General features: G+C 68.1%; 24 protein-coding genes and 1 pseudogene. 7 read left to right on the forward strand and 18 right to left on the reverse strand.

What is annotated here, in order from left to right:
* Positions 1-11: 11 nt before the first annotated feature.
* Positions 12-881: a carbohydrate ABC transporter permease gene (locus tag HWY45_RS19700; RefSeq protein ID WP_059884064.1), complete on the forward strand. Its 870-nt coding sequence runs from the start codon at positions 12-14 to the stop codon at positions 879-881.
* Positions 882-901: 20 nt separating this feature from the next.
* The gene (locus HWY45_RS19705; protein ID WP_150999180.1) at positions 902-1,744 is read left to right on the forward strand and encodes a carbohydrate ABC transporter permease; all 843 of its coding nucleotides are present in this window, start codon (positions 902-904) and stop codon (positions 1,742-1,744) included.
* Positions 1,745-1,796: 52 nt separating this feature from the next.
* On the opposite strand, the gene HWY45_RS19710 is transcribed toward HWY45_RS19705, so the two are convergent.
* Positions 1,797-2,819: a LacI family DNA-binding transcriptional regulator gene (locus tag HWY45_RS19710; RefSeq protein WP_059884066.1), complete on the reverse strand. Its 1,023-nt coding sequence runs from the start codon at positions 2,817-2,819 to the stop codon at positions 1,797-1,799.
* Positions 2,820-2,825: 6 nt separating this feature from the next.
* Between HWY45_RS19710 and HWY45_RS19715 the strand changes: the two genes are divergently transcribed.
* Together HWY45_RS19715 and HWY45_RS19720 are read left to right on the forward strand one after the other, a co-directional pair.
* The gene (locus HWY45_RS19715; protein WP_059884067.1) at positions 2,826-3,770 is read left to right on the forward strand and encodes a phosphatidylinositol-specific phospholipase C; all 945 of its coding nucleotides are present in this window, start codon (positions 2,826-2,828) and stop codon (positions 3,768-3,770) included.
* A 124-nt stretch (positions 3,771-3,894) separates the two neighbouring features.
* Positions 3,895-4,692: an alpha/beta hydrolase gene (locus HWY45_RS19720; RefSeq protein ID WP_059884068.1), complete on the forward strand. Its 798-nt coding sequence runs from the start codon at positions 3,895-3,897 to the stop codon at positions 4,690-4,692.
* A 72-nt stretch (positions 4,693-4,764) separates the two neighbouring features.
* Here HWY45_RS19720 and HWY45_RS19725 read toward each other — a convergent pair whose 3' ends face one another.
* Positions 4,765-5,376: a LysE family translocator gene (locus HWY45_RS19725; protein ID WP_059562983.1), complete on the reverse strand. Its 612-nt coding sequence runs from the start codon at positions 5,374-5,376 to the stop codon at positions 4,765-4,767.
* Positions 5,377-5,459: 83 nt separating this feature from the next.
* Here HWY45_RS19725 and HWY45_RS19730 point away from each other — a divergent pair, with 83 nt between their 5' ends.
* Positions 5,460-5,987 (forward strand): GNAT family N-acetyltransferase, encoded by a 528-nt coding sequence (locus tag HWY45_RS19730; protein ID WP_059884069.1) that lies wholly within the window; start codon positions 5,460-5,462, stop codon positions 5,985-5,987.
* An 18-nt stretch (positions 5,988-6,005) separates the two neighbouring features.
* Here the strand turns inward: HWY45_RS19730 and HWY45_RS19735 are convergent, their stop codons facing one another.
* From HWY45_RS19735 to HWY45_RS19755, 5 genes are all read right to left on the reverse strand, one after another.
* Complete coding sequence (locus HWY45_RS19735; protein ID WP_059562981.1) at positions 6,006-7,067, reverse strand: alkene reductase; 1,062 nt, start codon at positions 7,065-7,067, stop codon at positions 6,006-6,008.
* Between the two features lie 61 nt (positions 7,068-7,128).
* Positions 7,129-7,437 carry an ArsR/SmtB family transcription factor gene (locus HWY45_RS19740; RefSeq protein WP_059562980.1) on the reverse strand — a complete coding sequence of 103 codons (309 nt, stop codon included), beginning with the start codon at positions 7,435-7,437 and terminating at the stop codon, positions 7,129-7,131.
* A gap of 144 nt (positions 7,438-7,581) precedes the next feature.
* The gene (locus tag HWY45_RS19745; protein WP_059804687.1) at positions 7,582-9,120 is read right to left on the reverse strand and encodes a DHA2 family efflux MFS transporter permease subunit; all 1,539 of its coding nucleotides are present in this window, start codon (positions 9,118-9,120) and stop codon (positions 7,582-7,584) included.
* Positions 9,121-9,122: 2 nt separating this feature from the next.
* Complete coding sequence (locus HWY45_RS19750; protein WP_059884070.1) at positions 9,123-10,328, reverse strand: HlyD/EmrA/EmrK family protein; 1,206 nt, start codon at positions 10,326-10,328, stop codon at positions 9,123-9,125.
* Positions 10,325-11,770, reverse strand: a complete 1,446-nt coding sequence (locus tag HWY45_RS19755) for an efflux transporter outer membrane subunit (RefSeq protein ID WP_059884071.1) — start codon at positions 11,768-11,770, stop codon at positions 10,325-10,327. The genes HWY45_RS19750 and HWY45_RS19755 overlap by 4 nt, the downstream gene beginning before the upstream one ends.
* A 105-nt stretch (positions 11,771-11,875) precedes the next feature.
* Here HWY45_RS19755 and HWY45_RS37450 point away from each other — a divergent pair.
* Positions 11,876-12,112, forward strand: a pseudogene (locus tag HWY45_RS37450) (IS3 family transposase); the annotation flags it as partial.
* 65 nt (positions 12,113-12,177) lie between these two features.
* Here the strand turns inward: HWY45_RS37450 and HWY45_RS19760 are convergent.
* From HWY45_RS19760 to HWY45_RS19800, 9 genes are all read right to left on the reverse strand, one after another.
* Positions 12,178-13,800: an ABC transporter ATP-binding protein gene (locus tag HWY45_RS19760; RefSeq protein WP_059884072.1), complete on the reverse strand. Its 1,623-nt coding sequence runs from the start codon at positions 13,798-13,800 to the stop codon at positions 12,178-12,180.
* The gene (locus HWY45_RS19765) at positions 13,797-14,897 is read right to left on the reverse strand and encodes an ABC transporter permease (protein WP_059884073.1); all 1,101 of its coding nucleotides are present in this window, start codon (positions 14,895-14,897) and stop codon (positions 13,797-13,799) included. The genes HWY45_RS19760 and HWY45_RS19765 overlap by 4 nt, the downstream gene beginning before the upstream one ends.
* Positions 14,898-14,911: 14 nt before the next feature.
* Positions 14,912-15,961 (reverse strand): ABC transporter permease subunit, encoded by a 1,050-nt coding sequence (locus HWY45_RS19770; protein ID WP_059884074.1) that lies wholly within the window; start codon positions 15,959-15,961, stop codon positions 14,912-14,914.
* A 7-nt stretch (positions 15,962-15,968) separates the two neighbouring features.
* Positions 15,969-17,888, reverse strand: a complete 1,920-nt coding sequence (locus HWY45_RS19775) for an extracellular solute-binding protein (RefSeq protein WP_081069859.1) — start codon at positions 17,886-17,888, stop codon at positions 15,969-15,971.
* Positions 17,888-18,298: an ExbD/TolR family protein gene (locus tag HWY45_RS19780; RefSeq protein ID WP_059884075.1), complete on the reverse strand. Its 411-nt coding sequence runs from the start codon at positions 18,296-18,298 to the stop codon at positions 17,888-17,890. Before HWY45_RS19780 ends, HWY45_RS19775 begins: the two co-directional genes overlap by 1 nt.
* Positions 18,298-19,038: a MotA/TolQ/ExbB proton channel family protein gene (locus HWY45_RS19785; RefSeq protein WP_059804713.1), complete on the reverse strand. Its 741-nt coding sequence runs from the start codon at positions 19,036-19,038 to the stop codon at positions 18,298-18,300. The genes HWY45_RS19780 and HWY45_RS19785 overlap by 1 nt, the downstream gene beginning before the upstream one ends.
* Positions 19,039-19,056: 18 nt before the next feature.
* On the reverse strand, positions 19,057-19,884 hold the full coding sequence (locus HWY45_RS36895) for an energy transducer TonB (protein WP_059884076.1): 828 nt from the start codon (positions 19,882-19,884) through the stop codon (positions 19,057-19,059).
* Entirely contained in the window at positions 19,881-21,875 is a 1,995-nt protein-coding gene (locus tag HWY45_RS19795) for a TonB-dependent siderophore receptor (protein WP_230946845.1), read from the reverse strand. The genes HWY45_RS36895 and HWY45_RS19795 overlap by 4 nt, the downstream gene beginning before the upstream one ends.
* 251 nt (positions 21,876-22,126) lie before the next feature.
* Complete coding sequence (locus HWY45_RS19800; protein ID WP_059804723.1) at positions 22,127-22,753, reverse strand: TetR/AcrR family transcriptional regulator; 627 nt, start codon at positions 22,751-22,753, stop codon at positions 22,127-22,129.
* A 536-nt stretch (positions 22,754-23,289) separates the two neighbouring features.
* Here HWY45_RS19800 and HWY45_RS19805 point away from each other — a divergent pair.
* On the forward strand, positions 23,290-24,345 hold the full coding sequence (locus tag HWY45_RS19805) for an MFS transporter (RefSeq protein ID WP_081069860.1): 1,056 nt from the start codon (positions 23,290-23,292) through the stop codon (positions 24,343-24,345).
* Here the strand turns inward: HWY45_RS19805 and HWY45_RS19810 are convergent.
* Positions 24,336-25,154: a GntR family transcriptional regulator gene (locus tag HWY45_RS19810; protein WP_081069861.1), complete on the reverse strand. Its 819-nt coding sequence runs from the start codon at positions 25,152-25,154 to the stop codon at positions 24,336-24,338. The genes HWY45_RS19805 and HWY45_RS19810 overlap by 10 nt on opposite strands.
* Before the next feature lie 43 nt (positions 25,155-25,197).
* Complete coding sequence (gene murQ / locus HWY45_RS19815) at positions 25,198-26,103, reverse strand: N-acetylmuramic acid 6-phosphate etherase (protein ID WP_059562973.1); 906 nt, start codon at positions 26,101-26,103, stop codon at positions 25,198-25,200.
* Positions 26,104-26,198 lie beyond the last annotated feature (95 nt).

Consider the following 26,198-nt stretch of genomic DNA (forward strand, 5'->3'; position numbering starts at 1 on the left):
GCAAGCCGCCCATGAAGACGCCAGGCCGAATGCTGCCGTTCGTCGCGCTGCTCGGGCCCGCGCTGCTGGTGCTGGTTGCGCTCGCGCTGTATCCGGTGGCGCAGGTGCTGGTCGATTCGTTCTGCCAGGTCGACTACACGGCGGGCCGCCGCGCGTTCGCGGGCCTCGCGAACTATCGCGCGGTGCTCGCCGACGATGCATTCGCCGCCGGTTTCGGCAACACGCTGCGCTTCACGCTCGCCGCGTCGCTCGTCGAGGTGGCGCTCGGTTTCGGTCTCGCGCTGCTGTTCGTGCGCGCGTTCCCGGGCCGCAAGCTCGCGCTGCCGCTCGCGATCCTGCCGATGATGCTGTCGACGCTCGTCTGCTCGGCCATCTGGCGCAACTGGCTCAACTTCGACGGCTTTCTGAACGCGCTGCTCGCGACCGTCGGGCTGGACGGCGTGCGCTGGCTGTCGGATCCGCATCTGGCGCTGTGGTCGCTGATGCTCGTCGACGTGTGGCAGTGGACGCCGATGGCGTTCCTGATCGTGCTCGCGGGCCTGCAGTCGATCCCGCAGGAGCTGTACGAAGCCGCGCGCACCGACGGCGCGAGCGAATGGCAGTGCCTGCGCGACATCACGCTGCCGCTCGCCGCGCCGCAGATCGGGCTCGCCTTGCTGCTGCGCTCGATCGATACGTTCAAGCTGTTCGACAAGGTCTACGCGCTGACGGGCGGCGGCCCCGGCAACGCGACGCAGACGCTGTCGACCTACATCTACGACACGGGGTTCCGCTTCTTCAACGTCGGGCCGGCAAGCGCCGCGTCGGTGCTGATGCTCGCGGCGTCCGCGCTGCTCGTCTCGGGATACGTATGGCAAACGGTTCGCAAGCGGCGCGCATGACGCCGCACGGCGCGCGCGCCATGGCGCGGCCCGCGCGCGGCCGCGCGGCATTCGCACGGGGCATGCCGTGGGCGCTGCGCGCGCTCGCGCTGGCGGCGCTGCTGCTGCCGTGCCTGTGGATGGCGGGCGCGGCCTTCATGCCGACGCTCGAACGGCTCGATCATCCGCTGCGGCTGTGGCCGGCCGAGCCGACCCTCGCGCATTTCGCGTCGGTCTGGTCGAACGGCATCGGCGGCCCGCTCGTCAATTCGCTGCTGGTCGGCTTCGGCACGACGCTGCTGGCGCTGGCGCTCGCGTTTCCGGCCGCCTATGCGCTCGTGCGGCTGCGTTTTCCCGCGCGCCTGGACCTGCTGTTCCTCGTGCTCGTGCTGGCGCTGAAGCTGATGCCGCCGATCACGATCGCGGTGCCGCTGTTCGCGCTCGCGAAGCGGCTGCACCTGCGCGATTCGTCGCCCGGCCTGATGATCGCGTACCAGCTCTACGCGCTGCCGATGGCGATCTGGATGCTGCTCGCGTTCGTGCGAGATGTGCCTGTCGAATACGAGGAAGCCGCGTGCATCGACGGTGCGGGGCTCGCGCGGCGGCTCGTGCAGATCGTGCTGCCGCTGTGCGCGCCCGGCCTGATCGCCACCGCGATCTTCGTGTTCATCGCCGCATGGAACGAGTTCCTGCTCGCGCTGCTGTTCGTGTCGACGCCGAGCCGTTTCACGCTGCCGCTCGCGATCGCGGGCTACGTGACCGAGAACGGCATCGACTGGGGCGACCTGATGAGCGCGGGGCTGATCGCGTCGCTGCCGACGCTCGCGGTGGCCGGATACGTGCAGCGCTATCTGCTGCGCGGCTTCGCGGGCGGGTTGAAGTGAACCTTGACGTGAACCGGCCGGGTGGTGCGGGCGCGCCGCGTCGCGGCCGGCGTCAGCCGCAGCTGTGACGGATCACGCGCGTCACCGGCACGACCTGCGTGCGCGACGGGCCGGCAAAAGCCTGCATCCGCTCGGCCAGCATGCCGACGGCCGCGTTCGCGAGCCCCTGCGTGTCCTGCCGGAAAGTCGTCAGCGCGTAGCCGTCGTACGCGGCGGCGGGAATGTCGTCGAAGCCGATCACGCGCAGGTCGTCCGGCACGTGCAGGCCGAAGCGGTGCCGCGCGGTGTCGATCACGCCCAGCGCGAGCAGGTCGGACGAGCAGAACACGCCGTCCGGACGCGCGTTGCCGGCCAGCAGCTGCCGCGCGGCGTCGACGCCGCATGCGTAGGTGTCGGATGGCGTCGCGTGAATCCGCATCGCCGCGGCGCGCTCGGGCGCGTGTTGACGGAGCGCGTCGGCGAATGCGGCGGCGCGCGCGTTCGCGCTGTAGCTCGTTGCGCGCGGCCCGACGAACGCGGGACGTTGCGCGCCGGCCTCGGCAAGCATCCGCGCGGCATTGGCGGCGCCGTCCGCGTTGTCGCTGACGACGACGTCCGCGCCGGGCAGGTTCGCCGCGCGATTGATCATCACGACCGGAATCCGGTGCGCGAGGTACTGGCGCGCGACCGACAGCGGCGGCGACGCGGACGTCATCACCAGGCCGGCGATCCGGTAGCTGAGCAGCCGCTCGAGCGACTGACGGATCTGGCGCGGGTCTTCGGCGTTCGTCACGAGCGGCGTAAGCGCGCGATGCCCGAGCGCCGCCAGCAGGTCGGACAGCAGCCGCGCACGAAACGGATTCTCGAAGCCCGCGGTGACGACGCCGATCATGCTGCTGCGCTGCGTGATCATGTCGCGCGCGATCAGGTTCACCTGGTAGCCGAGTGCGCGCGCCGCATGCATCACGCGTTCGCGCGTCTCGGGCGCGATGCTCGCCGTCGGCGAGAACGCGCGCGACACCGCCGAGCGCGACACGCCGGCCCGCGCCGCCACGTCGGACGCGGTCACCCATTGTTTTTTCTGTTTGTCTGTCATCGACTCATGATCCATCCGCACTCCGCTCCGCGCCTGCCGCTCGCCGACTGGATGTCGGCGCTCGACGACGCGCGAGCGCTGCATACCCTGACCGTACCGGGCAGTCATGACACCTGTGCGTATACCGTTGACGATGCGCTGGTCCGCACCCAGGACGCACCGCTCGACGCGCAGCTGATGCACGGCGTGCGGATGCTCGATATCCGCTGCCGGCACGTGCACGACCGGTTCGAGATTCATCACGGCGGGATCGCGCTCGGGATGACCTTCGACGACGTGCTCGCGACCTGCGCGCGTTTTCTTGCCGCGCATCCGCGCGAATGCATCGTGATGTCGGTGAAGGACGAATGGCCGGCGCACGCGTGCGGGCGCAGCTTCGATGCGACGTTCGATGCGCATCGCGCGCGGCATCCGGGGTTGCGCTGGCATGCGGGCGGCGCGCTTCCGGCACTCGGCGACGTGCGCGGGGCGGTCGTGCTGCTGCGGCGCTTCCGGAGCAGCCGTCCGCTCGGCATCGACCTGACGGCGTGGCCGGACAACCAGACGTTCACGATCGATCAGCCGGGGGCGGCGTTCGTGATCCAGGACGCGTATCGCGTGCCGGTGGCGGCGTCGATCGACTACAAGTGGCGCAAGGTCGACGCGTTGCTCACGCACATGCCGGGTGCGGAAAGCGGCCGCTGGGCGGTCAACTTCACCAGCGGGACGGGCATGGGCGCGAATCCGTCGGTCGTCGCGCGCGGCAACGGCACGATGGCGGGGATTCACGCGCGGCTCGCGAAACGGTTGCGCACGCACCCCGGGCCGTGCGGGATCGTGCTGCTCGACTTCTGTCGCGACGACGACTGGCGGCTGGTGCGGGCGCTGGTGGCGCAGAACGGGCAGCCGATTTTGTTACCGTGCATTACCGGTTCGCCGGAGAGCAGCGCCACCGGGCCGTCGCGCGCGTGACGCCTGTCGCGATCAGCAGAAATCCTGAATGTTTATTCGGGCGGCCGGCGTATGCTTGATCGACGAACCGCATGCACGAAGGCGATGCAGGGCGGCAGGCCACGGACGGGTTGCGCTCGACGCGATGAAAATCATACGAATCGTGCTGTGTCTCGCCATCACCTGCGTGATCGTCATGGCGGGCGTTGCCAAGCTGCAGGATCGCCTCCTTTACTTTCCGGAGAAGGCGGCGATTGCGGACGTCGTGTCCGGCACACTGCGCGCGTGGCCGTCGCGGGATGCCTATCGCGGGCTGGTTGCGGAGCCGGCCGGGCCCGTTCGCGGCACGGTCGTCGTGTTTCATGGCAATGCCGGCCACGCCGGACACCGTTCGTACTACGCGACGCAACTCACCCGCATGGGGCTGCGCGTGATTCTCGCCGAGTACCCCGGTTACGGGCCGCGCAACGGCACGCCGAACGAGCGCAGCCTGGCCGCCGACGCGCAGCAGACGATCGAACTCGCGCGCCGCCGTTACGGCGCGCCGCTGCTGGTCGTCGGTGAATCGCTCGGCACGGGCGTGGCGGCCGAGGCCAGCTCGCGCGAGCGTGACAAGATCTCCGGCCTGATGCTGATCACTCCGTGGGATACGCTCGAACATGTCGCGGCTTATCACTACCCGTGGTTGCCGGTGAATTGGCTGCTGCGCGACCGCTACGACAGCGCTGCGCACCTGACGGCGTTCGGCCGTCCGGTACTGGTGGTGGTCGCGGAGCGCGACGGCACGGTGCCCGCGCGCTTCGGCGAGGCGCTGTTCGACACGCTGGCCGACCCGAGACGGCTGGCGGTCGTGAAATCGGCCGACCATGGCGACTGGGCGGCGTTCGTCGACGATCGCTGGTGGCGATCTGCAATCGGTTTCCTGCTCGCACCGTCCCGGTGAATGGCGGATGCGTCGTGCATTCGCGCGATGCTTGCCTGCGCCGTCCGCGTTCGAGACAGCAGGTCGCGCCGCCTACCGCGTCGCGATCGCCACCGCCGCGCCGGCCATCGCGGTTGCGCTCGTGCGGTTCGCGATCCGCATTGCCTTGCGGCTCGTCAGGAAGCGCCGCGCGCGGGTGGCGACGAACGCCCAGCAGAAGTCGCTCGCCACCAGCACGACGAGCATCGTGACGGTCAGCTCGAGCCACGCGAGCACGCCGATGTGGCGCAGGTCGACGAGCGTCGGCAGCAGCGCCAGGTAGAACATCATGATCTTCGGGTTGCCGAGCGTCACAAGGAGGCCCGCCACGAACATCCGCCACGGCGAGCGTGCGCTCGGCAGCGTCGCGCCGGCGGGGTCGGCCGGTGCGCGCCACATCTTCCAGGCAAGGAACAGAAGATAGCCCGCGCCCGCGAACTTCAGCACGATGAACAGGCTGCCGAACGCATGCGCGATCACTGCGAGCCCCGCGACCGCGCAGCCGAGCCACATCGCTTCCCCGATCCACATCGCGAGCAGGAACGGCAGCACGTCGCGCACGCCGTTGGTGAGCACGCGCGCGACGAGCGCGGCGACGCTCGGGCCGGGCGTGCCGGCGGAGACGAGCAGGGCGAGGGCGAATACGGCAAGCGCGGACAGCGTCATGGTGGCCTCGTATGCGGGGCGTTCGATACGTATGAAGATTCGATTATAGTGATGCCCGTTCCAGCCTGCCTACTGCCGACGCCATGACCGAACCTGTCCGAATCCGCCTCGCTACCCGTGACGACGCCGCCTCGATGGCCGCCGTGGAAGTCGCCGCCGCGCAGCGCTTTCGCGAGATCGGCATGGCGCACATCGCCGACGCGGGGGCGACCGATGCGGCCGCCGTGCTCGTGCGCATCGACGCGGGCCGCGCGTACGTCGCGGTCGATGCACGCGACGCATGCGTCGGCTTCGCGTTCTACCGGCTGCTCGACGCGCACCGGCTGTATCTCGAGGAACTGGACGTCGCGCCGTCGCACGCAGGGCAGCGGATCGGCGTGCGCCTGATCGAGCAGGTGGCCGCGCGCGCAGCCACGGATGGGCTCGCGCAGATCGTGCTGTCGACGTTCGTCACGCCGCCGTGGAATGCGCCGTATTACCGGCGCCACGGCTTCGACGACATCGACGATGCCGCGCTCGACGAGACGCTGCGCGCGATCCGCGCGCATCACGTGTCGCTCGGCCTCGACGAAACCCGGCGCGTGTTCATGCGCCGCGACCTGCGCGCATGAACCCGTGGCCGGCGGTGCTTACGCCGCGTCGCTGAGCGCCGGGTAGTCGGTGTAGCCCGTTTCGCCTTCCGCGTAGAACGTGGCCGGCACCGGCTGGTTGAGCGGCGCGTTCAGTTCGAAGCGGCGCGGCAGGTCGGGGTTCGCGATGAACAGCTTGCCCCATGCGATCGCATCGGCGTCGCCGCTTTCGAGCACCTGCTGCGCGGCGTCGGGCGTGAACTGCTCGTTCGCGATCAGCGGGCCGCCGAACGCCTCCTTCAGGCGCGGGCTCAACTCGTCGCCCTTGAACGACTCCCGCGTGAAGATGAACGCGATCTTGCGGCGGCCGAGTTCGCGCGCGACATAGCCGAACGTCGCGGCCGGGTCGGAGTCGCCCATCGTGTGCGCGTCGCCGCGCGGCGCGAGGTGCACGCCGACGCGCCCGGCGCCCCACACGTCGATCGCGGCGTCGACCACTTCCAGCAGCAGGCGCGCACGATTCTCGATCGGGCCGCCATACGCATCGGTGCGGCGGTTGGTGCTGTCCTGCAGGAACTGGTCGAGCAGGTAGCCGTTCGCGCCGTGGATCTCGACGCCGTCGAAGCCCGCGGCCTTCGCGTTTTCCGCGCCCTTGCGGTACGCGGCGACGATGCCCGGGATTTCATCGAGCGCGAGCGCGCGCGGCGTGACGAACGGACGCTCCGGACGCACGAGGCTCACGTGGCCGCCCGCCGCGATCGCGCTCGGCGCGACCGGCAATTCGCCGTCGAGGAAGACCGGATCGGAGATCCGGCCCACGTGCCAGAGCTGCAGGACGATGCGGCCGCCCGCGTCGTGCACGGCGCGCGTCACGCGCTTCCAGCCTTCCACCTGTTCGTCGGACCAGATGCCCGGCGTGCCTGCATAGCCGACGCCCTGCGGCGTGACCGCAGTCGCTTCGCTGATGATCAGGCCGGCCGACGCGCGCTCGGCGTAGTAGCGGACCATCAGGTCGTTGGGCACGCGCGAATCGCCCGCGCGGGCGCGGGTGAGCGGCGCCATCACGATACGGTTGGGCAGGGTCAGGTCGCCGAGGGTGACGGGATCGAACAGCGTGGGCATGACAGTTACCTCTTCACGAAAAGCGGGACGGAAGTCCGCATGGATGGTCCGGCCGGGTGGGTTAGAGTTCGCGGCGCAGGGCGTCGAGAAATGCGTCGATGACGGCCTCGTTGCGCTTGAAGAACGCCCACTGGCCGATCCGGGTCGAGGTCACGAGCCCTGCGCGCTGCAGCGTCGCGAGGTGCGCGGACACCGTCGATTGCGACAGCCCGCAGCGCGCGTCGATCTGCCCCGCGCAGACGCCGTGGTCGTACGGCAGCGTCTGGTTCGGGAAGTGCGCGCCGGGCGTTCTCAGCCAGACGAGGATTTCCCGGCGGACAGGGTTCGCGAGCGCTTTCAGGATCGCGTCGATGTCGAGGTCGGTCGGCATGGGTGGGTATTGTTCAGGCAAATTGGCATCGTCGATGGGCGAATCTTATATCGGAATTTGACGATATTCGCAAAGACACTGGTGGCTATGGGGGTGATAGCCGTGGACATGCAAATGACCCGCTCGGGATGTCCGGGCCCGGGCTCACGCCCGACGGTAGCGGATCGACCAGACCGTCAACAGCATCGCGCCGAACAGCAGCAGGCAGCCGAACGAGAAGTCGTTCAACGCGAGCATGTGCGCCTCGACATCGATCGCATGCGCGACCGACGCGAGCGCGCCGGACGGCGACAGCCCCGCGTGATCGAGCCGCGCGAACCAGTCGCCGGACGCGAAATCGTACGGCGTAATGTGGTCGACGAGATAGGTGTTGTGCACGCGGGAGCGGTGCTCGAAGTAGGTCGGCGCGGCCGAGGTCGCGACGCCGGTGCCGATCCGTCGCAGCGCGTTCTGCAGCCCGGATGCCGCGGGCAGCCGCTCGCGCGGCAGCCCGGCGAGCGAAAGCGACACGAGAGGCGTGATGAAGAACGCGGTGGCGGCGCCCATCAGCAGCGAGTTGGCGGCGATGTCGCCGATCGTCACGTCGCTGTTGAAGTGCATGCGCCAGAACGAGGCGGCGCCCCAGCCGACGAGCGCGACGGTCGCGAGCAGGCGCGGGTCGGTGCGGCCCTGGAAGCGGCCGAGCAGCGGCGCGATCACGATCCCCGCGACGCCGAGCGGCGCGGTGGCGATGCCGGCCCAGGTGGCCGTGTATCCCTGCTGGGTCTGCAGCCATAGCGGCACGAGCACCAGCGCGCCGAAGTAGAGCCCGAAGCCGACCGTGATCGCGAGCGTGCTGGTCGTGAAGTCGCGGTTCGCGAACAGCCGCAGGTCGACGATCGGATGGCTGTCGGTCAGCTCCCAGAGGATCAGCGCGATGAACGACGCGATACCCACGGCCGCCAGCACGCGAATTTCGTCGGACGCGAACCAGTCGAGGTTCTGGCCGCGATCGAGCAGCAATTGCAGCGAACCGAACGCGACGGTGAGCAGCAGCAGCCCGACGACGTCGACCGGCAGGCGCCGCGTCGCGTTGTCGCGCCCCGCCAGCAGCCGCGCGAGCACCACCAGCACGAGCACGCCCGGCGGCACGTTCACGTAGAAGATGTACGGCCAGCTCAGGTTGTCGGTGATCCAGCCGCCGGCGATCGGTCCGAGCACCGGCGCGACGAACGTCGTCGTCTGCCACACGGCCAGCGCGACGTGGCGGCGCGTCGGCGGGAACACGGCGAGCAGCAGCGCCTGGGACAGCGCGGTGATCGGGCCCGACGCAGCACCCTGAAGCGCGCGAAACAGCAGCAGCGCCTCGAAATTCGGCGCGATCCCGCACAGGATCGACGTGAGCACGAAGAGCAGCACCGCGACGCGGAACAGCCGGACCTGGCCGAAGCGCTGCGTGAGCCAGCCGGTGAGCGGCAGCGTGATCGCGAGCGGCGTCGCGAACGAGGTCAGCATCCAGGTGCCCATGTCCGGCGCGACGCCGAGATCGCCCGCGATGGTCGGGACGGCGACGTTCGCGATCGTCAGATCGAGCGTCTGCATGAAATTCGCAACGCTGACCGCGATCGCGACGAGCGTCAGCGGCATGCCGGCGAGCGGCTCCAGCGGCAGTTTCGGTGCTGCGTTCCGGGCGAAGAAGCGCATCGTCAGGCTCCCGGCGCGAGCGGGCGCGCACCGCTGTTCGCGCGAATCGTCGCGGCGACGAGCGCATCGCCCGCTTCTTCGTCGTCGCGGTAGATCGACGTGGCGTCGATCGGCCGGCGCACCTCGGGCGGATGGGCGGACGGCGACGCCGATGCCGTTGCGGCGCCGGCGCCGTGATCGACCGGCACCGACGCCGTCATCGACAGGCCGATGCGCAACGGGTGCGCACGCAGCTCGGCGGGATCGAGCGCGATCCGGACCGGCACGCGCTGGACGACCTTGATCCAGTTGCCGGTCGCGTTTTGCGCGGGCACGGCCGCGAATGCGGCGCCCGTGCCGGCTTCGAGCCCGACGACGTGCCCGTGGAACACCACGTCGCTGCCGTACAGGTCCGAGAACAGCTCGACCGGCTGCCCGGCGCGCATGCCGCGCAGTTGGGATTCCTTGAAGTTGGCTTCGACCCACACGCGATCCAGCGGCACGAGCGCCAGCGACGGCGTGCCGGGCGCGACGTGCTGGCCGACTTGCACGACCCGGCGCGTGACGAGCCCGCCGAGCGGCGCACGTATCTCGGTGCGGCGCAGTGCGAGCGCCGCGCTGCGGACCCGGGACGCCGCCGCGCGCACGAGCGGATTCGTGCCGATCGACGTGCCGTCGGTGTGCGCGAGCGTCGCGTCGTACGCGGCTTGCTGCGCGTTCAGCGCGGCCGCCGCGCCGTCCAACGCATCCCGCGCGTGGCGAAGATCCTCGCGCGACACGCCGCCGTCCTGCGCGAGGCTCAGCCGGCGCTGCAGGTCGTCGTTCGCCTTGGACCACTCGGAACGCCGCAGCCGGATCTGCGCTTGCTCGCGCGCCGCGTCCGCGTGCGCGGTGCGGTATTCACGTACCGCATGGGCGAGCTGGGCGACCGCTTCGTCCAGCGCGAGCCGGGCATCGGTCTTGTCGACGCTGAACAGCAGGTCGCCGGGGCGGACCCAGTCGGCGTTCTGCACGCGCACCGCGTCGACGGTGCCGCCGATCTGCGGCGAGATCTGCACGACGTCGCCGGAGACGTACGCATCGTCGGTCGTCTCGGTGCCGCGCGTGGCGGCCCAGCCGGCGATGGCGATGCCGGCGGCGCCGGCGAGCGCGATGAAGAACCAGCGGAAGTAGCGCCGGCGCGCGCGTTGCAGCGATGGCTCGGCGACGGGGGATTCGGGACGGTTCATTGCGTGACTCCAGTGGAAGAGGAGCCGCCGAGCGCGGCGATCAGGCGCGCATGCTCGATCGCGAACGACGCGTCGGCTCGGGCGACCGACGCGCGATCCTCGAGCAGCCGGCCTTGCGCAAGCAGGACGTCGAGATAGCCGGACATGCCTTTCCGGTAGCGCTGCGTCTCGATGGCATAGGTCTGTCGCGCGCGTGCCAGCGCTTCGCGGCGAAGCGCGCGCTGCCGGCCGAGCGTGTCGATCTGGACGAGGGTGTCGCTGACCTGGGCGAGCGCGTTGACGACCGTGTCGTCGTACACGGCGACGGCGGTGTTGTAGGCGGCGCTTTGCGCGCGCAGGCCGGCGCGCAGGCGGCCGCCTTCGAAAATCGGCAGCGTGATCGCGGGGCCCGCGCCGAGCGTGCCGCTGTTGCCGTGGAACAGCGCGCGGAAGCCCAAGCTCTGCACGCCGGCGAAGGCCAGCAGGTTGACGTCCGGATAGAAGGCGGCGCGCGCCGCGTCGATGTTCGCCGCTTCGGCTTCGACCCGGTAACGCGCGGCCAGCACGTCCGGCCGGCGGCCGATCAGCGCCGCGGGCAGGACGGCCGGCATCGGCAGCTCGGCGGCGGGCGGCGCGGCGGGCGTCAGCGCCTCGGCGTAACCGGGCCCCCGGCCGACCAGCGCGGCGAGCCGGTGGCGCAGCCGGGCCGCCGCGGCCGCGTGCGCGTCGATGTCGGCCTGCGCGTGCGGGATGGGTTCGCTTGCCCTGAGCACGGCGACCTGCATGTCGAGGCCGGCATCGGCGCGTTGCGATGTGAGGCGGAGCAGTTCGCTGTGCTGCTGCAGCGTATCGCGCGCGATCGCGAGCAGTTGCCGTTCGAGCGCGAGCTGCAGATAGGTCTCGACGATCGCCGCCTGCAGCGACACCGTGGCCGCTTGCTCGAGCGCGCGCTGCTGGTCCGCGCGCAGGGCGGCGGCGCGCGCCAACGCGTGCTGCCGGCCGGCGATGTCGAGATCGAACGACGCGCCGAGGAGCGCCTGCGCATCGGCCTGCCAGTGTCCGGCCGCGGGCGGCGGCGTCCGGTAGCTGCCCGGCAGGCGCGTCGGCACCGCGCTGGCCGCCGCGCCGAGCTGTGGCAGCAGCGCGGCGCTTTCGACGTCGGCGTCGGCCAGCGCCTGCGCGACGCGTTCCCGCTGCGCCCGCAGCGTCGGTGCGCCGGCCAGCGCGTCGTCGACGAGGCGATCCAGTTGCGCATCGCCGAATGCGGTCCACCAGCGTGCGGCGATCGTCGGCGAGCCGGCGCCGGCCGACCGGATCGCGGCGCCCGCATCGAGCTGCTCGACGGGAGTGATCCTGGCCGGCGGGCGTTGCGGGCCGAACGGGGCGCAGCCGGCGATCGCGAGCGCGGCGATCGCGGGAAGCAGGCGGCGGGCGCCGCGTGCTCGGTCGAGGAGGAAGGGCATGGTCGGTTTCCTGCGGCGTGATGGCGAAGGATGTATATCTAAAAATATATCTTTAGATATTGTTTGGCAATCGGCAACTCGCAGAAATGACAGTCAGTCGATGACTTGGCGGCATTGCTCGGCTTGTACCCGCGGCGGGGCGTTGGCCGGGCGTTCTCGACACGCGCCGATGCCGGCCTGGTCCTGCCGGCACGGGATATGACGGATGGGTGGCGTGGCCGGCCACAACCGAGCGTGAGTCGTCGTGGCTGTCGGGATAACGCGCCGATGGAGCGGGTGTTCCGCCGCCTGAAGACGGAATGGCTGCCGTCAGCGGGTTACATGACGGCGCAGGAGGTTCGCGGCGGCAGTCGCGGAAGAAAGACGTGACGCAGTGTCCGGGATGGATCGACCACTGCACGGACCCGCTACTGCATGAGTGCAGTACCTGAAAGCGCGGCCAGGTCGCGCTGTTCGCGCGTCGCCGCCACGAGTCCTCGGGTATACGCATGCCGAGGCGAATGCAAGGTCTGAAGCGTCTCGCCGGTTTCCACGATGCGCCCGTTCTGCATGACCGCGATTCGATGCGCGGTCGCGCGCAGCACGTCGATGTCGTGGCTGATGAGCACGTAGCTGAGCTTGTGCCGGCGCTGCAGATCCACAAGGAGCGCGAGGATGTTGCGCTGGACCGAGACGTCGAGTGCGCTGGTCGGTTCGTCGAGCACGAGGATGCGCGGATCGACGGCGAGCGCGCGCGCAATGGCAATGCGCTGTCGTTGTCCACCGGAGAACGCATGCGGGTAGCGCGACGCGGCCTCGGCCGGCAGGCCGGTTTCGGCGAGCAGTGCGGCGACGCGCGCGCGCCGCGCATCGGGCGTCAGGTGCGGGTGATGCAGCGTCATCCCCTCGCCGATGATCTCGCCCACCGTCATGCGCGGCGGCAGCGAGCCGAACGGATCCTGAAACACCATCTGCACGTGGGCCGCGCGTGCCATGCGCGACTGCGTGTCCGCGTGGCCGAGCCGGGCAAAGCCGAGGGTGCCGCCAAGCGGCCGTACCAGGCCGAGGATGGCCGATGCGAGCGTGGACTTCCCGCAGCCCGACTCGCCGAGCACGCCGAGCGTTTCCCCCTCGCGCAGATGAAGATCGATGCCGTCGAGTACGGTCGACGTGTCGCTGCGCAACACGCCGCGCCAGCCGCGCGCCCGCATGCGATAGCCCGCGCGCAGCCCGTTGATTTCCAGCACGCGAGGTGCGTCGGCAGCGAGCGGTGCGAGCGTGCGTGTCGGCGCACTGCCGAACAGCATCCGCGTGTACGGATGTCGCTGCGTTGCGAAGAGCGCGCCGGTTTCGCCGCTTTCGACGATTTCGCCGTGACGCATCACGGCCACGCGGTGCGCGAAGCGCCGCACGAGATGCAGGTCGTGCGTGATCAACAGCACCGCGAGTCCGGATTCGCCCTCCTGCAGCTCGATCAGCAGATCGACGATTTGCTGGCGGATCGTGGCATCGAGTGCGGTGGTGGGCTCGTCGGCGATCAGCAGGCGCGGCCGGCACGCGAGCGCCATCGCGATCATCGCGCGCTGGCGCTGCCCGCCGGACAGCTGATGCGGATAGCAATCGATCTTGCGCTCGGGCTGCGCAATGCCGGTGCGGCGCAGCAGCGCGATGGCGCGTGCACGCGCCGCCGCGCCGCGCAGGCCCGCGTGCAGGCGGAGGCTTTCGCCGATCTGCCGGCCGATGCTCCACACCGGATTCAGCGCAGTCATCGGTTCCTGGAACACCATGGCGATGTCGCGCCCGCGAACGGTGCGCCATTTCGCATCGGTATTGCCGAGCAGGTCCTTGCCGTCCAGGCGCACGCGGCCACTGACCGTGGCGCCGTCGGCGAGGCCCAGCATCGCGAGCGCGGTAAGGCTCTTGCCGGAACCCGATTCGCCGACCAGCGCGACCCGTTCGCCGGGCGCGATCGAGAGATCGACGCCGTTGACGACCGTATGCGCGCCGAAGCGGATGTGCAGGTTTTCCACCGCGAGGACGGGAGTGTTCATGTTCGTGATGATCCGAAGGCGCCCGGCTTGCGGACGGAAAGCGATTCGCGCAGCGCGTCGCCGATGAAGGTGAGCAGCAGCAGCGTGAGCACGAGCGCGGCAACGGCGGTGGCCGAGATCCACCACGCGTCGAGATGGCTCTTGCCTTCGGCGAGCAGCTCGCCGAGGCTCGGCGCGGGCGGCGGTACGCCAAGGCCCAGGAAGTCGAGGCTCGTGAGCGCGACGATGGCGGCGCTCATGCGAAACGGCAGGTACGTGATGACGGGCGTGAGGCTGTTGGGCAGGATGTGCCGCCACATGATCTGCCGGTCGGAGAGGCCGAGGGTGCGCGCGGCGCGCACGTAATCGAGCGAGCGCTTCTGCAGGAACTCGCCGCGCACGTAATCGGAAAGCGTGATCCAGCCGAATGCGGCGAGCAGCGCGAAGAGGAGCGGCAGGCTCGGCTCGAAGATCGACGAGAGGATGATGAGCAGATAGAGGTCGGGCAGCGCGTTCCATATTTCGATGAGCCGCTGCCCGACGAGATCGACGCGTCCCGCGTGATAGCCCTGCAGCGCGCCCGCGAGCACGCCGATCAGCGCGCCCGACAGCGTGAGCGCGAATGCGAACAGGATCGAGCTGCGAAAGCCGTAGAGCACGCGCGCGAATACGTCGCGGCCGAACGCATCGGTGCCGAGCCAGTTTTCCGTGGAGGGCGGCGCGGGAAACGGCGTCGCCGCGTGATAGTTCACGGTGTCGTAGCGATAGTGATCGGGCGCGTAGAGCGCGAAATTGCCATCACGCGCGAGCTGCTCGCGGATGAACGGATCGAGATAATCGGCTTCCGTCGGCAACGTGCCGCCGAACCGCGTATCGGGGTACGTGCGCACCGTGGGGAACAGCCATTGGCCGTCGTATCGCGCGATCAGCGGGCGGTCGTTGGCGATGCAGCCCGCAAACAGGCTCGCGACGAAGAGCGCCGCGAACGCGACGAGGCTGGCGAAGCCGAGCCGGTGCCCGCGAAAGCGCCGCCAGAAGCTGGCCGTGCGCCCGATCGGCGGGATATCGGTCGCCGGAAGGGGCGGCGCGGGCGGGCGAAGTGGGGTGATGGCTGCCATGATGGACGAGAGCGTCAAAGGGCGTTGCCGCCGAAATGGATGCGCGGATCGATCAACGCGTAGGCGACGTCGCCGATGAGCTTCGCGACGAGGCTCACCACGGTGAACACGAACAACGCGCCGAGTACGACCGGATAGTCGCGGCCGATGATGGCGTCGTATGAGAGGCGGCCGACGCCGTCGAGCGAGAACAGCGTTTCGATGAGCAGGCTGCCGCTCACGAACGCTGCGACGAATGCGGCCGGAAAGCCGGTGGCGAGCGGGATCAGCGCGTTGCGCAGCACATGTCCCCACACCACGCGCTGGCGCGACGCGCCTTTCGCGCGGGCGGTCAGCACGTACTGACGCGCGAGCTCGTCGAGGAACGCGTTGCGCGTGAGTAGCGAGACGACGGCGAGATTGCCCGTGACCGCCGCCGTGACGGGCAGGACGAGGTGCCACAGCCGGTCGACGATGCGGGCACCCAAAGCGAGCTGGTCGTAGCCGTCCGACGCGAGGCCGCCAAGGGGAAACACGTGCAGGAACAGGTTGCCGCTAAAGAGCATCAACAGCAGCACGCCGAGCACGAAGCCCGGAATCGCATAACCCGCGAGCAGCGCGATGCTCGTCGCGAAATCGAACGGCGTGCCGCGTCGCAGCGCCTTCGCGATGCCGAGCGGCACCGAGATCAGGTAAGTGAGCGCGAGCGACCAGCCGCCGAGCGTGACCGTGACGGGCAGCTTGCCGACGATCAGGTCCCACACCGACCGATGCTGGAAGAACGATTGGCCGAGATCGAGCCGCGCGTAGCGTCCTAGCATCCGCACATAACGCGTGAGCGGCGGCACGTCGAAGCCGAACTCATGGCGGATCGCGGCGACCTGCACGGGATCGACTCCCTCGTTGCCGTGATAGCCGTCGCCGCCACGCGTGCTTTCGCCGTGCAGCGAAGTGCCCTGAAGGCGCGCCATGACCTGTTCGACGGGGCCGCCGGGCACGAATTGCATGATGATGAAGGTGAGGGTCAGCACGCCGAGCAGCGTCGGCACCATGAGCAGCAGTCTGCGACCGATGTACGCGATCATGGCAGCCTCACTTGCTTCGCAGCGGCGTGCCCGCTTGCGGGTGCCACCAGCCGATGACCCAGTCGGCCCAGCCGTACTGCCGCGGCACGCTCGACGGCGGCGCGATGCGCGCGTTCCACGCGACGCGCGCATGCGTGATATGCCACTCCGGCACCATGATGTGTTCACTGAGCAGTACGCGGTCGAGCGCACGCGTCGCCGCGACCAGTTCGCTTTCGGATTGCGCGCGCTGGACGGCATCGATGAGCACGTCGACGGCGGGCGACGCCACGCCCGCATAGTTTTCCGAGCCGGGCGTGCGCGCTGCCGCGCTGCCGAAGCGGCGCGCGAGTTCCGCGCCCGGGATGCTGGCCGGGCGATAGCCTACGGTGGTCATGTCGAAGTCGAAATGCTTGAGCCGTTCGTTGATGACGGCCTGGTCCATGATGCGCAGACGCGCGTCGATGCCGAGCAGCCGCAGGTTGCGCACCACGATCATCAGGATGCGCTCCATCCCGCTGCCGTCGTCGAGCAACTCGACGGTGAGCGGCGCGCCGGACGCGTCGCGCAGCACGCCGTCGCGATACCGCCAGCCCGCGCTCGCGAGCAGGGCTTCGGCCCTGGCGAGATTGCGACGCAGGCCGTGGGGGGCCGACGTGTCGGGTTGCGGCGGCAGCGGCCCGAACACGGCGGGCGGCACCGTGTTGCGCAGCGGCTCCAGCAGTGCCAGCTCGGCCGCGCCGGGCGCGCCCGTGGCCGCGAACTCGCTGTCGTCGAAGTAGCTGCGGCTGCGCGTGTATTGCCCGTAGAACATGTTGCGGTTGATCCACTCGTAGTCGAGCGCGAGCCCGATCGCCTCGCGCACGCGCACGTCCCGGAACTTCGCGCGGCGAAGATTGAAGATGAGGCCTTGTGCGCCGCTGATGCCGCGTTCGGGAAACTCGCGCTTGTAGAGCGTGCGGTTCGTGAAACCGGGGCCGTCGTAGTTGTGCGCCCATTGCTCGGCGCTGCCTTCGAAGAGCGCGTCGATTTCGCCCGCGCGGAACGCCTGCAGCGGCGCGTAGGGATCGCTGTAGAGCCGGAAGCGTATCGTCGAGAAATTGAACATGCCGCGGCGCGCCGGCAAATTCGCGGCCCAATAGCGCGGATTGCGCCGATAAACGATTTCGCGGTTGCTCGCTCGCGACGCGATCACGTAGGGGCCGCTCGCGAGTGGCTCGACGGTCGCGAGCTGATCGAAGCGCAGCGTGCCGCGGCCACGCGTGCGCCCCCAGTTGCGCGAAAACACGTAGAGGTCGCCCGCCGTGAGCGCGGCGCGACGGTCGGCGCGGCGGAATTCGAAGCGAACGGTGTGCGCATCGACCACGACGGCGTCGCGGATCAGTGCGTAGCGGCTGCTGTAGACGGGCGACGTGGCCGGGTTCGTCAGGCATTCGAACGCGTAGCGCACGTCGTCGGCGGTGACGGGGTCGCCGTTCGAGAAGCGCGCGGCCGGGTCGAGATGAAACGTGGCCGAGAGACCGTCCGGGGCGAGCGCGACGCGGTCGGCGAGCAGCGGGTACTGGATGCCGACTTCGTCGAGGCTGCGCTGCATCAGCGTCTCGAAGGCGAGATTGAGCAGGTCGGGCGCGGCATTGCCGCGCAGCAGGAACGGGTTCAGCGAGTCGTAGGTCGAGACTTCGCCGTAGTTCGACAGCGTGAGCGTGCCTTCGCGCTGCGGCGCGGCGTCGGCATAGGCAAAGCGCGTCAGTGCGGCAGCGGGCCGTGCGTCGCCGAACTCGGAGAGCGTGGTTTGCCAGCGGGGGGCTGGAGAAGTGGCCGCGGCAGGCGTGATCGCGGCTCGCGCCGAGGCGACGACGCACAGCGCAATGCACGCCGCGATACGCGATGCCGCGCGGCGCCCGGTACGACGCGAACGGTGCGGAAATGAACGTCCGGCGCGTGTCATCAATGCCCCGGCAGCGTGACCAGCGACAGCTTCGCGATGCCCGCATGCTGGATCGCCCCCATCACTTTCGCGACGGGGCCGTAGGGCACGGTTTCGTCGGCCTGCAGCGAGACCGCGAGATCGGCATCCTGCCGCTTGCGCGATTCGAGCTGGCTCTCCACCTGCGCAAGCGGCACCTGCTGCTTGTCGAACCATACGGCGCCGGCCGCGTCGACGCTCACCGCGAGCGGTTTCTTCGGATCGACGGAGGCCGTGGCTTCGGTCTTCGGCAGATTGACGTGAATCGCCTTGTTGAGCAGCGGCGCGGTGACGATGAACGCGACGAGCAGCACGAGCATCACGTCGACGAGCGGCGTAATGTTGATTTCGCTGAGGACGTCGTCGTCCTGGCTGGAGGAAGAAAAGGCCATTATGCTGCGACCTCCTGCGCACGAACGAACGGCGCCGCGCTGCGTTCCGCGCGCGACGGGGTCGTGCCTGCATCGTCCCCGCCGTCGCGTGCGAGACGGAAATGGTCGCGCTGCGCGAGTGCATAGAGATCGCCTGCGTGGTCGTCGAGGCGCGCCACGACCACCTTCACGCGGCGCACGAAGACGTTGTAGGCAAGCACGGCGGGCACGGCGACCGCGATGCCGATGCCGGTGGCGACGAGCGCCTCGCCGATCGGGCCGGCCACGACGTCGATGCTTGCCGACGCCGCGTGCGAGATCGCGCCGAGCGCGTGGATGATGCCGAACACGGTGCCGAACAGGCCGACGAACGGCGCGACGCTGCCGACCGATGCGAGCCATGCGAGCGAATGCTCGAGACGTCGGCGTTCCTGGCCGATCTGCCGTGCGAGCTGGCGCTCGAGCGTGTCCTGGCGGCTCCACAGATCTTCAGGTGTTTCGCCCGCGAATGCATGCGCGTCGGCGAGCGCATCGAGGGCGGCTTGCGTCACCCGGGCCTTGGGGCCTGCCTGCAGCGCACGCGCGGCGATTTCGCGCAGGGTGCTGGCGTCGGCGAGTGCTGCGCTGGCGCGGCCGTCGGCGCGCGCCGCACGCACATGCTGGAGGGTCTTGACGACGATGATCGTCCACGTGGCGATGGAAAAGAGACCGAGCGCCCACAGCGCGCCCTGCACGATGATCGTAAGCGGTAGCGAATTCATGTTCGAACTCCTGATGGATCAGTCAAGTTGAAAATTCAGAGGAACGTCGACCCAGCCGTCGACGGGTGTCGTTCCGCGCTTGGCGGGCACGAAGCTCCAGCGGCGCACGGCGGCGATGGCGGCGTCGTCGAGCACGCGATGTCCGCTGGAACTGCGCAGCTGGATCGAATCGGGCGTGCCGCTCGCGAGGACGTGCACGTGAAGGACGACCCTGCCTTGCCAGCCGTAGTCCTGCGCGATGGCCGGATAGGCAGGCGCGGGATTGCGGAGGTAGTCGGCATCGCCGTCCGGCAGCGTGGTTTTCTCGGTGGCCGGCGATGCGGCCGTGCGCGGCGCTGCCGCCGGCGTCGCCACGGGCGTGTCCGCCGGGGCGGGCGTGGGCGCCGCGGCCGGGGGCGGCAGCACGTTGGCGGGCGGCGTGGGCGTCGCCGTCGGCACGGGGCGCGGGCGGGGCGGATGGGCGTTGCGTACCTGCGGCAGCGGTTTCGGCGGCGTGACGGGTGCGGCCTTGGCTGCCTGTGGCAGCGGCTTGGGCGGCGCCGTCATCTCGAGCGTGATGGGTGGCGTAACGGGCGGCTTGTTCGCCGGTGCCGGCGCGTGCAGCCACATCCAGACGAATGCGGCATGCAGCGCCGCCACGCCGAGCGCGCATGCGAGGACATTGCGCGACGGAACGGATGCGGCGTCGCGCGAGCCATGCGCGCCGGGCGTTCGTGCGCGTCGATCTTGCGAACGGCGTTCGTCGTGAGTGTGCGTTTCGCGGCGCGGCATCACGAGCGCAAGATACGTCGCCCGGCGATGCTCGCCCGGCATCGCGCCATCCCAGGAAAAGTGCGCGGCGCTCACAGGTCGAACCTCGCGTTGAGCGCCACCGTGCGCGGTTGACCGACGAAGATGTAGTCGGACTGCAGGAAGCCCCAGTAGCGGCGGTTGAAGATGTTGTCGACTTCGGCGCGCAGCGTGACGCCGTGCCCGCCGATCGTGGTGCGGTAGCTCAGGCCGGCGTTGAAGAGCGTGTAGCTCGGCAGCACGTACTGATTGAGCGCGTCGGCCTTCATGTTGCCGAAATAGTGTGCCTCGGCGCTCGCGGTCAGGCCGGGCAGGCCCGGAATGCGATCGCTGACCTGCAGCACGCCCTGCCAGCGCGGGATGCCTTCGATGCGCTTGCCGACGAGATCGGCCTCGGTCTCGGTATAGGTGCCTGACAGCCACGACGCGCTCGCCGAGATGCGGAAACCCGCGGGCAGGTCGACGCGGCCATTCAGTTCGAGGCCCTCGATGCGCTCGGAGCCGTTCGACACATAGATGTTCTGCGCATTGCCGTACTCGGCGCCGCGCTGGATCCGGAAGAGCGCCGCCGAAGCGCCCACCTTGCGGCCGTCATATTTCACGCCCACCTCGTACTGCTTGCTCTTGAGCGGCGACAGCACTTCGTTTGCGTTGGCATAGGTCGGGCCCGCCGTTCCGCCGTCCTCGATCGCCTCGACATAGCTCGCGTAGAACAGCAGGTCGTTGCGCGGACGGAACATCAGCGCGAACGTGGGCGTGGTGGGCGTGAGCGTATAAACCTTGGCCGCGGCGCCGGGCTTGGTCAGCGAGGTCTGGTGATAGCTCGTGTAGCGGACGCCGGCGAGGATCGACCAGTACTTCAGGAAGCTCAGCGTGTCGCTTGCGAATACCGATTTTTGCTGCGAGCTGAAGTTGTCGAACTGGAGGCCGTAGTCAAACGTGCCATTCCACGTGTGCGCGGCGATCGGTTGATAGAGATTGTTGGCGCCGATGTCGGTGTAGAGCGACGCTGGCACGGTTTTCTTGCTGAGCCATTGGCTGGACGCGCCTACCACGACCTGATGATCGACCGGGCCGGTCGAGAACTTGCCTTCTAGCGTGGCCTGTACCTGATCGTAGATCGACGAACCGCGTGCGCGATTCAGGAACGTATTGAAGTCACCTTGTTCGTTGAGCAACCCGAGCCATTGCCCGGAGTAGCTGCGTTCGTCCTTGCTGTGGCTATAGTCGACGCTCGCTTTCCAGGCCGGATTGATCTGCCAGTGCAGGCCGGTCGACGCGAAATAGACGTTCGAGTTGAACCACGTGTCGTTGTATGCGGACAGATTCGTGCGGCCGCTCGGCGCACGAGGCAACGCCTTGCTCGCATACGAATCGAGCGTGAGATCCTGGATGCCGCCTTCGACCTTGCGCGATTGGTAGATGCCGTCGAACGTCCAGGTGAGGCCGCTTGCAAGACGCGCATCGAGCGACAGCGATTCGGAATTGCGAAGCACGTGCGATCCATTGTAGGTATCGCCTTGCTCGTGCGTGATGTTGAATCGATAGCCGAACATCTGCCCGGGGCCGAAGCGGCCGCCGGTGTCGATGTGCTCGCTGAACACGCTGTCCGAACTGTAGCCGACGTCCGCGCTGAACGTGAATGCGTCGGTGGGCTTCTTCGTCACGAAGTTGATGATGCCGCCCGGGGCGCCGAAGCCGTACATGAAGCCGGATGATCCCTTGAGCAGCTGGATCGACTCGAACGATTCGACCGGCAGTTCCACCGTCGTCATATAGAACGGCAACCCGTTGATCTTGTAGCCGTTGTAGTCATCGAGGGCAATGCCGCGTACGTTGATCGAGTACGCGTTGAACGAATAGGTGTCGCCGAGCGACATGACCGCCGCGTCTTCCGCGAACACCTTGCCAAGTGCTTTCACCTGGCGATCCTCCAGTTCCTGTTGCTTGACGACACGCGTGGAAAACGGGGTTTCGAGGTCCGAACGCGTGCCAAGTGCGCCGCTCGAGACTTGCGGGGCCTGCTGCCGCACGCCGTTCACGGTCACGGTGGCGAGACTGCGAACCCGGTCGCTATCCTGGCGGGCGCCCTTGCCGGCCGGTATTTGCGTATCGGATGTCGGGGCGTCGGGCGAGGCGGGGGCGGTCTCGGCATGCGCAAGCGAGAGCGATCCTGTTCCGAACATCAGTGCGGACAATATGTGCAGCCTGAATTTGCAATCTCTTGTCATTAGGAATCCGATATGACGGAATCTCATGCCGGGCATGGATTCATGAATGGATCAACCGATGCTGAATCTCACTCGTGAGCAGCGGGGAGGCGCTCTACGAAAGCACTCAGAATCTCGACGAAATGATCGAATGCCTGATCCGGGATGGATTGATCGCGTACGAACAGTTCCTGAAAGCACAATCCACGGATGAAGCATGCAATCACGTAACGCGTGAGCATGGGTGTGGCGGTGTTGTCGATCGACGTATTCGGCAGGTACGCGCTCACGTCTGCTCCGATCGAATGCGTGAGCAACGCAGCGTTGAAGCGTGCGCGCAGGTCGTCGTCATTGCGCAGGGCCCAGTAGAACTCCTGCGTCATCGGAAGCGTTTCCTGCATCTGCGTGCGCCAGGCAACGACTTCCTCGCGCACGGTGGCGGTGCTGTGGATCCGCTGCTGAAGCGAAGCCAGTTTGCCTTCCAGCCACTCGATGTACGACGCAACCAGGAGGTCGTTCTTGTGCGGGAAATGATGCAGAAGCGCACCGCGGGAGAAACCGGCCTGGCTGCAGATTTCGGTGATCGATGTCTTTGCGAGCCCGACTTCTTTCATGCATCGCAGCGTGGCATTGATCAGCGCGTGGCGGGTCGTGGCGCGGCGTTCGCTTTGCGGGCGTCGGTGGCGGCCCGTGGCAGAGGATGTGGCAGAGGTCATAGGGCTATGTGTGCCTGGGGCGAAGATTGCCCAACGGAGCACATCGATGCGAACGAAAAATAAACAGTACGCTCGGTATCTTAGTGAGCGCCCTGGGGCCAGTCCAAGGAAATATCGTCACATACTTAGATCCGAATTTCGCGCACGCGTACTGTTTTTGGTGTGGTCAGGAAACCCACTCGACTGATATTGAGTTGACCGATTGCGTTGGCATTGTTTACGACCATGAAACTAGAGTCGTGAGCGTGCCATTCGAGATTCCTGCTGATGGGGGGGGAGATTGGGAGCATCGCTGAAGCCATGCCAGTCTTGGCGGTCGAAGAGGTGCCGGCAGGGTTCGCTTTCAATTCGTTGAATCTGGCGAAAATTTCGGTTCTTGTTCTCTACCGAATAACTGTCAGTTGCGACAGGTGTTGCGATATGACGCAACACTCCTTTCGAAGATCGATATCCCGCGCGATACCATTCGGCGCTGAAGTCGGACCCGATAAAAAACGCGCAATACCGAGAAGCAGCGCCATTCACCGAGGGCATTCATGTCGATCGTGTTCGACGCGGGCACCCACGGCGCGCAAGCCTTGTACAGGAAAATCGATCGCCGGGTACTCGCCTTCCTCGCCATCTGTTATGCAGTCGCATATATCGATCGTGTGAACATCGGCTTCGCGAAATTGCAGATGCAACAGAATCTCGCGTTGAGCGACGCCGCCTACGGCTTCGGTGCGGCCATCTTTTTCCTGGGCTACACACTGTTCGAAATTCCGAGCAATCAGCTCCTTACCCGGATCGGCGCGCGCAAGACGCTGAGCCGGATCATGCTGCTCTGGGGCGTCGCGTCGATGTCGATGTTCCTGGTCACCGACGCAACGTCGTTCTACGTGGCCCGATTCCTTCTCGGCGTATGCGAGGCCGGCTTCGCTCCCGGCATGCTTTTCTATCGCACTCGCTGGTATCCGCGCGAGCGCCTCGGTCGGGCGATGGCCTTGCTGCTGTGCGCGGCGCCACTCGGCGGCATCGTCGCGGCACCGGCGTCCGGGTGGCTGCTCGAACACATGAAAGACGTCGCGGGGCTCGCCGGCTGGCAATGGATGTTCGTGATCGAAGGTGTGCCGGCGCTCATTCTGGGCGCGCTCGCACTGATGTGGCTGAATGGCGCCCCGGAGGACACGCGATGGCTGACGGCCGACGAGAAGCGGGCGATCATCGAGCAGCGCGATACCGAACGATCGACTCGGGAACGGTGGCCGGCCCTGAAGACGGTGCTGCGCGACGTCGGAATCTACCGTCTGTCGGTGGTCTACTTCTGTCTGATATGCGGCGTCTACGCCGTGGGTTTCTGGCTTCCGTCGATCCTGAAGACGAGCGGCGTGAACAGCATCATCGAGATCGGCTGGTACTCGGCCATTCCGTACGCGGCGGCCGTCGCGGGGATGTACTGGCTGTCGTGGCGAAAACTCGATGCTGCCGTTCGGATCGCGCCCCGGGTGCGCCAGCAGGGGATGATGGTGCTTCAGGCGGACCAAGGTGCCGCAGGCATATTCAACGGAAGAAGACCTCCATTGACTTGCGCCGCCGCCCTCGATCAATCGTGATCCAGCACCGCGACATAGTCATACCGGTCACCCCGGTACAACGAGCACGTCAACTCGAGCGGGCAGCCCTCGCTCGAGAACGAGCGGCGCTCGATCGACAGCACGGGGTCGCCCGCGTTGATGCCGAGCAGTTCTGCATCACGCGCCGACGCAAGTTCGGCGCGCAGCCGCTGGATCGCGCGCACGGGCCGCACGTCGGCGTCCTGCAGCGCGCGATAGAGCGATTCGCCGAAATCGACCGTGTCGCGCAGCAGGTCGGCCGGCAGCGTCGCGCGCTCGATCGCCATCGGCACCGCATCGGCCGTGCGCACGCGTTCGAGGCGGATCACGCGTGCATCGGGCCCGAGCCCGAGCGCGAGCAGCTCGTCGGGCGACGGCCGGTCGAGCTCGCGCCGCAGCCACTGCGAACCGGGCTTGAGCCCGCGCCGCTGCATGTCGTCCGAGAAGCTGGTGATCAGCGACAGCTGCTGCTCGACCCGCGCGGCGACGAAGGTGCCGGCGCCGCGCCGGGATTCGATCAGCCCTTGCCGCGTGAGCTTGTCGATCGCGCGGCGCACGGTGTCCCGCGACACCTGGAAGCGCTCGGCCAGTTCGCGTTCCGGCGGGAGGCCCTCGCCGGTCTTCAGCTTGCCGTCCACGATGGCCGTGCGCAGCAGGCGCGCGAGCCGCATCGAGATCGACGAATCGCCGCTCTCGCCGCCATCGACGGGCGCGCGCAGCGCCGCCACCTGGGCAGCGTCGAACAGGTCGGCGCGTTCGGTCGGGCGGGCGCGGGGCCGGCCGCGTGGAGTCGGGTTCGAAGGTTTCATGTGAGGGGCGACATTCGAGGGGGCAATGCGCGCGACGCGCGCATCATTTTTGTCCGTCGGACGGCAGCAGCGCGAGCGCCTTGCGGATCGAGCCGCCTGCCGCGCCGGCGAGCCGCTCGGCGCTCGCGCGATCGACGCCCGCGACGAGCATCAGGATCGCGATGCGCGGCCGGTTGCCGGCCTGATCGAGCGCGCGCTCGGCCGCATCGTGCGACACGTGCGCGGCTTGCGACACGATGCCGATCGCGCGCTGCCGCAGCTTGTGGTTGTGCGCCTGGACGTCGATCATCAGGTTGCCGTAGGTCTTGCCGAGCGCCACCATCGAAATCGTCGACAGCATGTTGCAGATCATCTTCTGCGCGGTGCCGGCCTTCAGGCGCGTGGAGCCCGTCAGCACTTCCGGGCCGCAGTCCACCTCGATCGCGACGTCGGACAGTTGGCCCGCTTCGCTGCCGAGGTTGCACGCCACGCACACGGTCCGGCAGCCGGTCGCCCGCGCGTAGCGCAATGCGCCGATCACGTAAGGCGTGCGTCCGCTCGCGGTCAACCCGACGACCACGTCGTTCGCCGCGAGTTCGACGGCTTCGAGATCGCGGCGCCCGAGCGCGTCCGAATCCTCGGCGGACTCGGTGATGCCCGCGAAGCCGCCCGCGACGATGCCGACGATGTCGCCGGGCCGCGTGCCGAACGTGGGCTGGCACTCGAGCGCATCGAGGTAGCCGATGCGCCCGCTGTTGCCGGCGCCGATATAGATCAGCCTGCCGCCCGCGCGCAGCGCGTCGGCGATCGCGGCCACGCCGGCGGCGATCGCGGGCAATGCCTGGGCGACGCACGCCGCGACGCGCGCGTCTTCCCGATTCATCAGTGCCAGCGCTTCGCCGATGCCGAGCGCGTCGAGGTTCGCGCTTTGCCCGTTGGGCTGCTCGGTGACGAGATGGTCCAGCGGCATGGTGGTGTGCTCTCCCGGAAACGATCCGTCAAATGATAATTGGTATGGTCGGATTTGAAAACAGGTATGGCAAGCGGTTTCGCCATGCCTTGCGC

Origin of the sequence: Burkholderia stagnalis (assembly GCF_902830275.1) — a bacterium.
Lineage (GTDB): Bacteria > Pseudomonadota > Gammaproteobacteria > Burkholderiales > Burkholderiaceae > Burkholderia > Burkholderia stagnalis.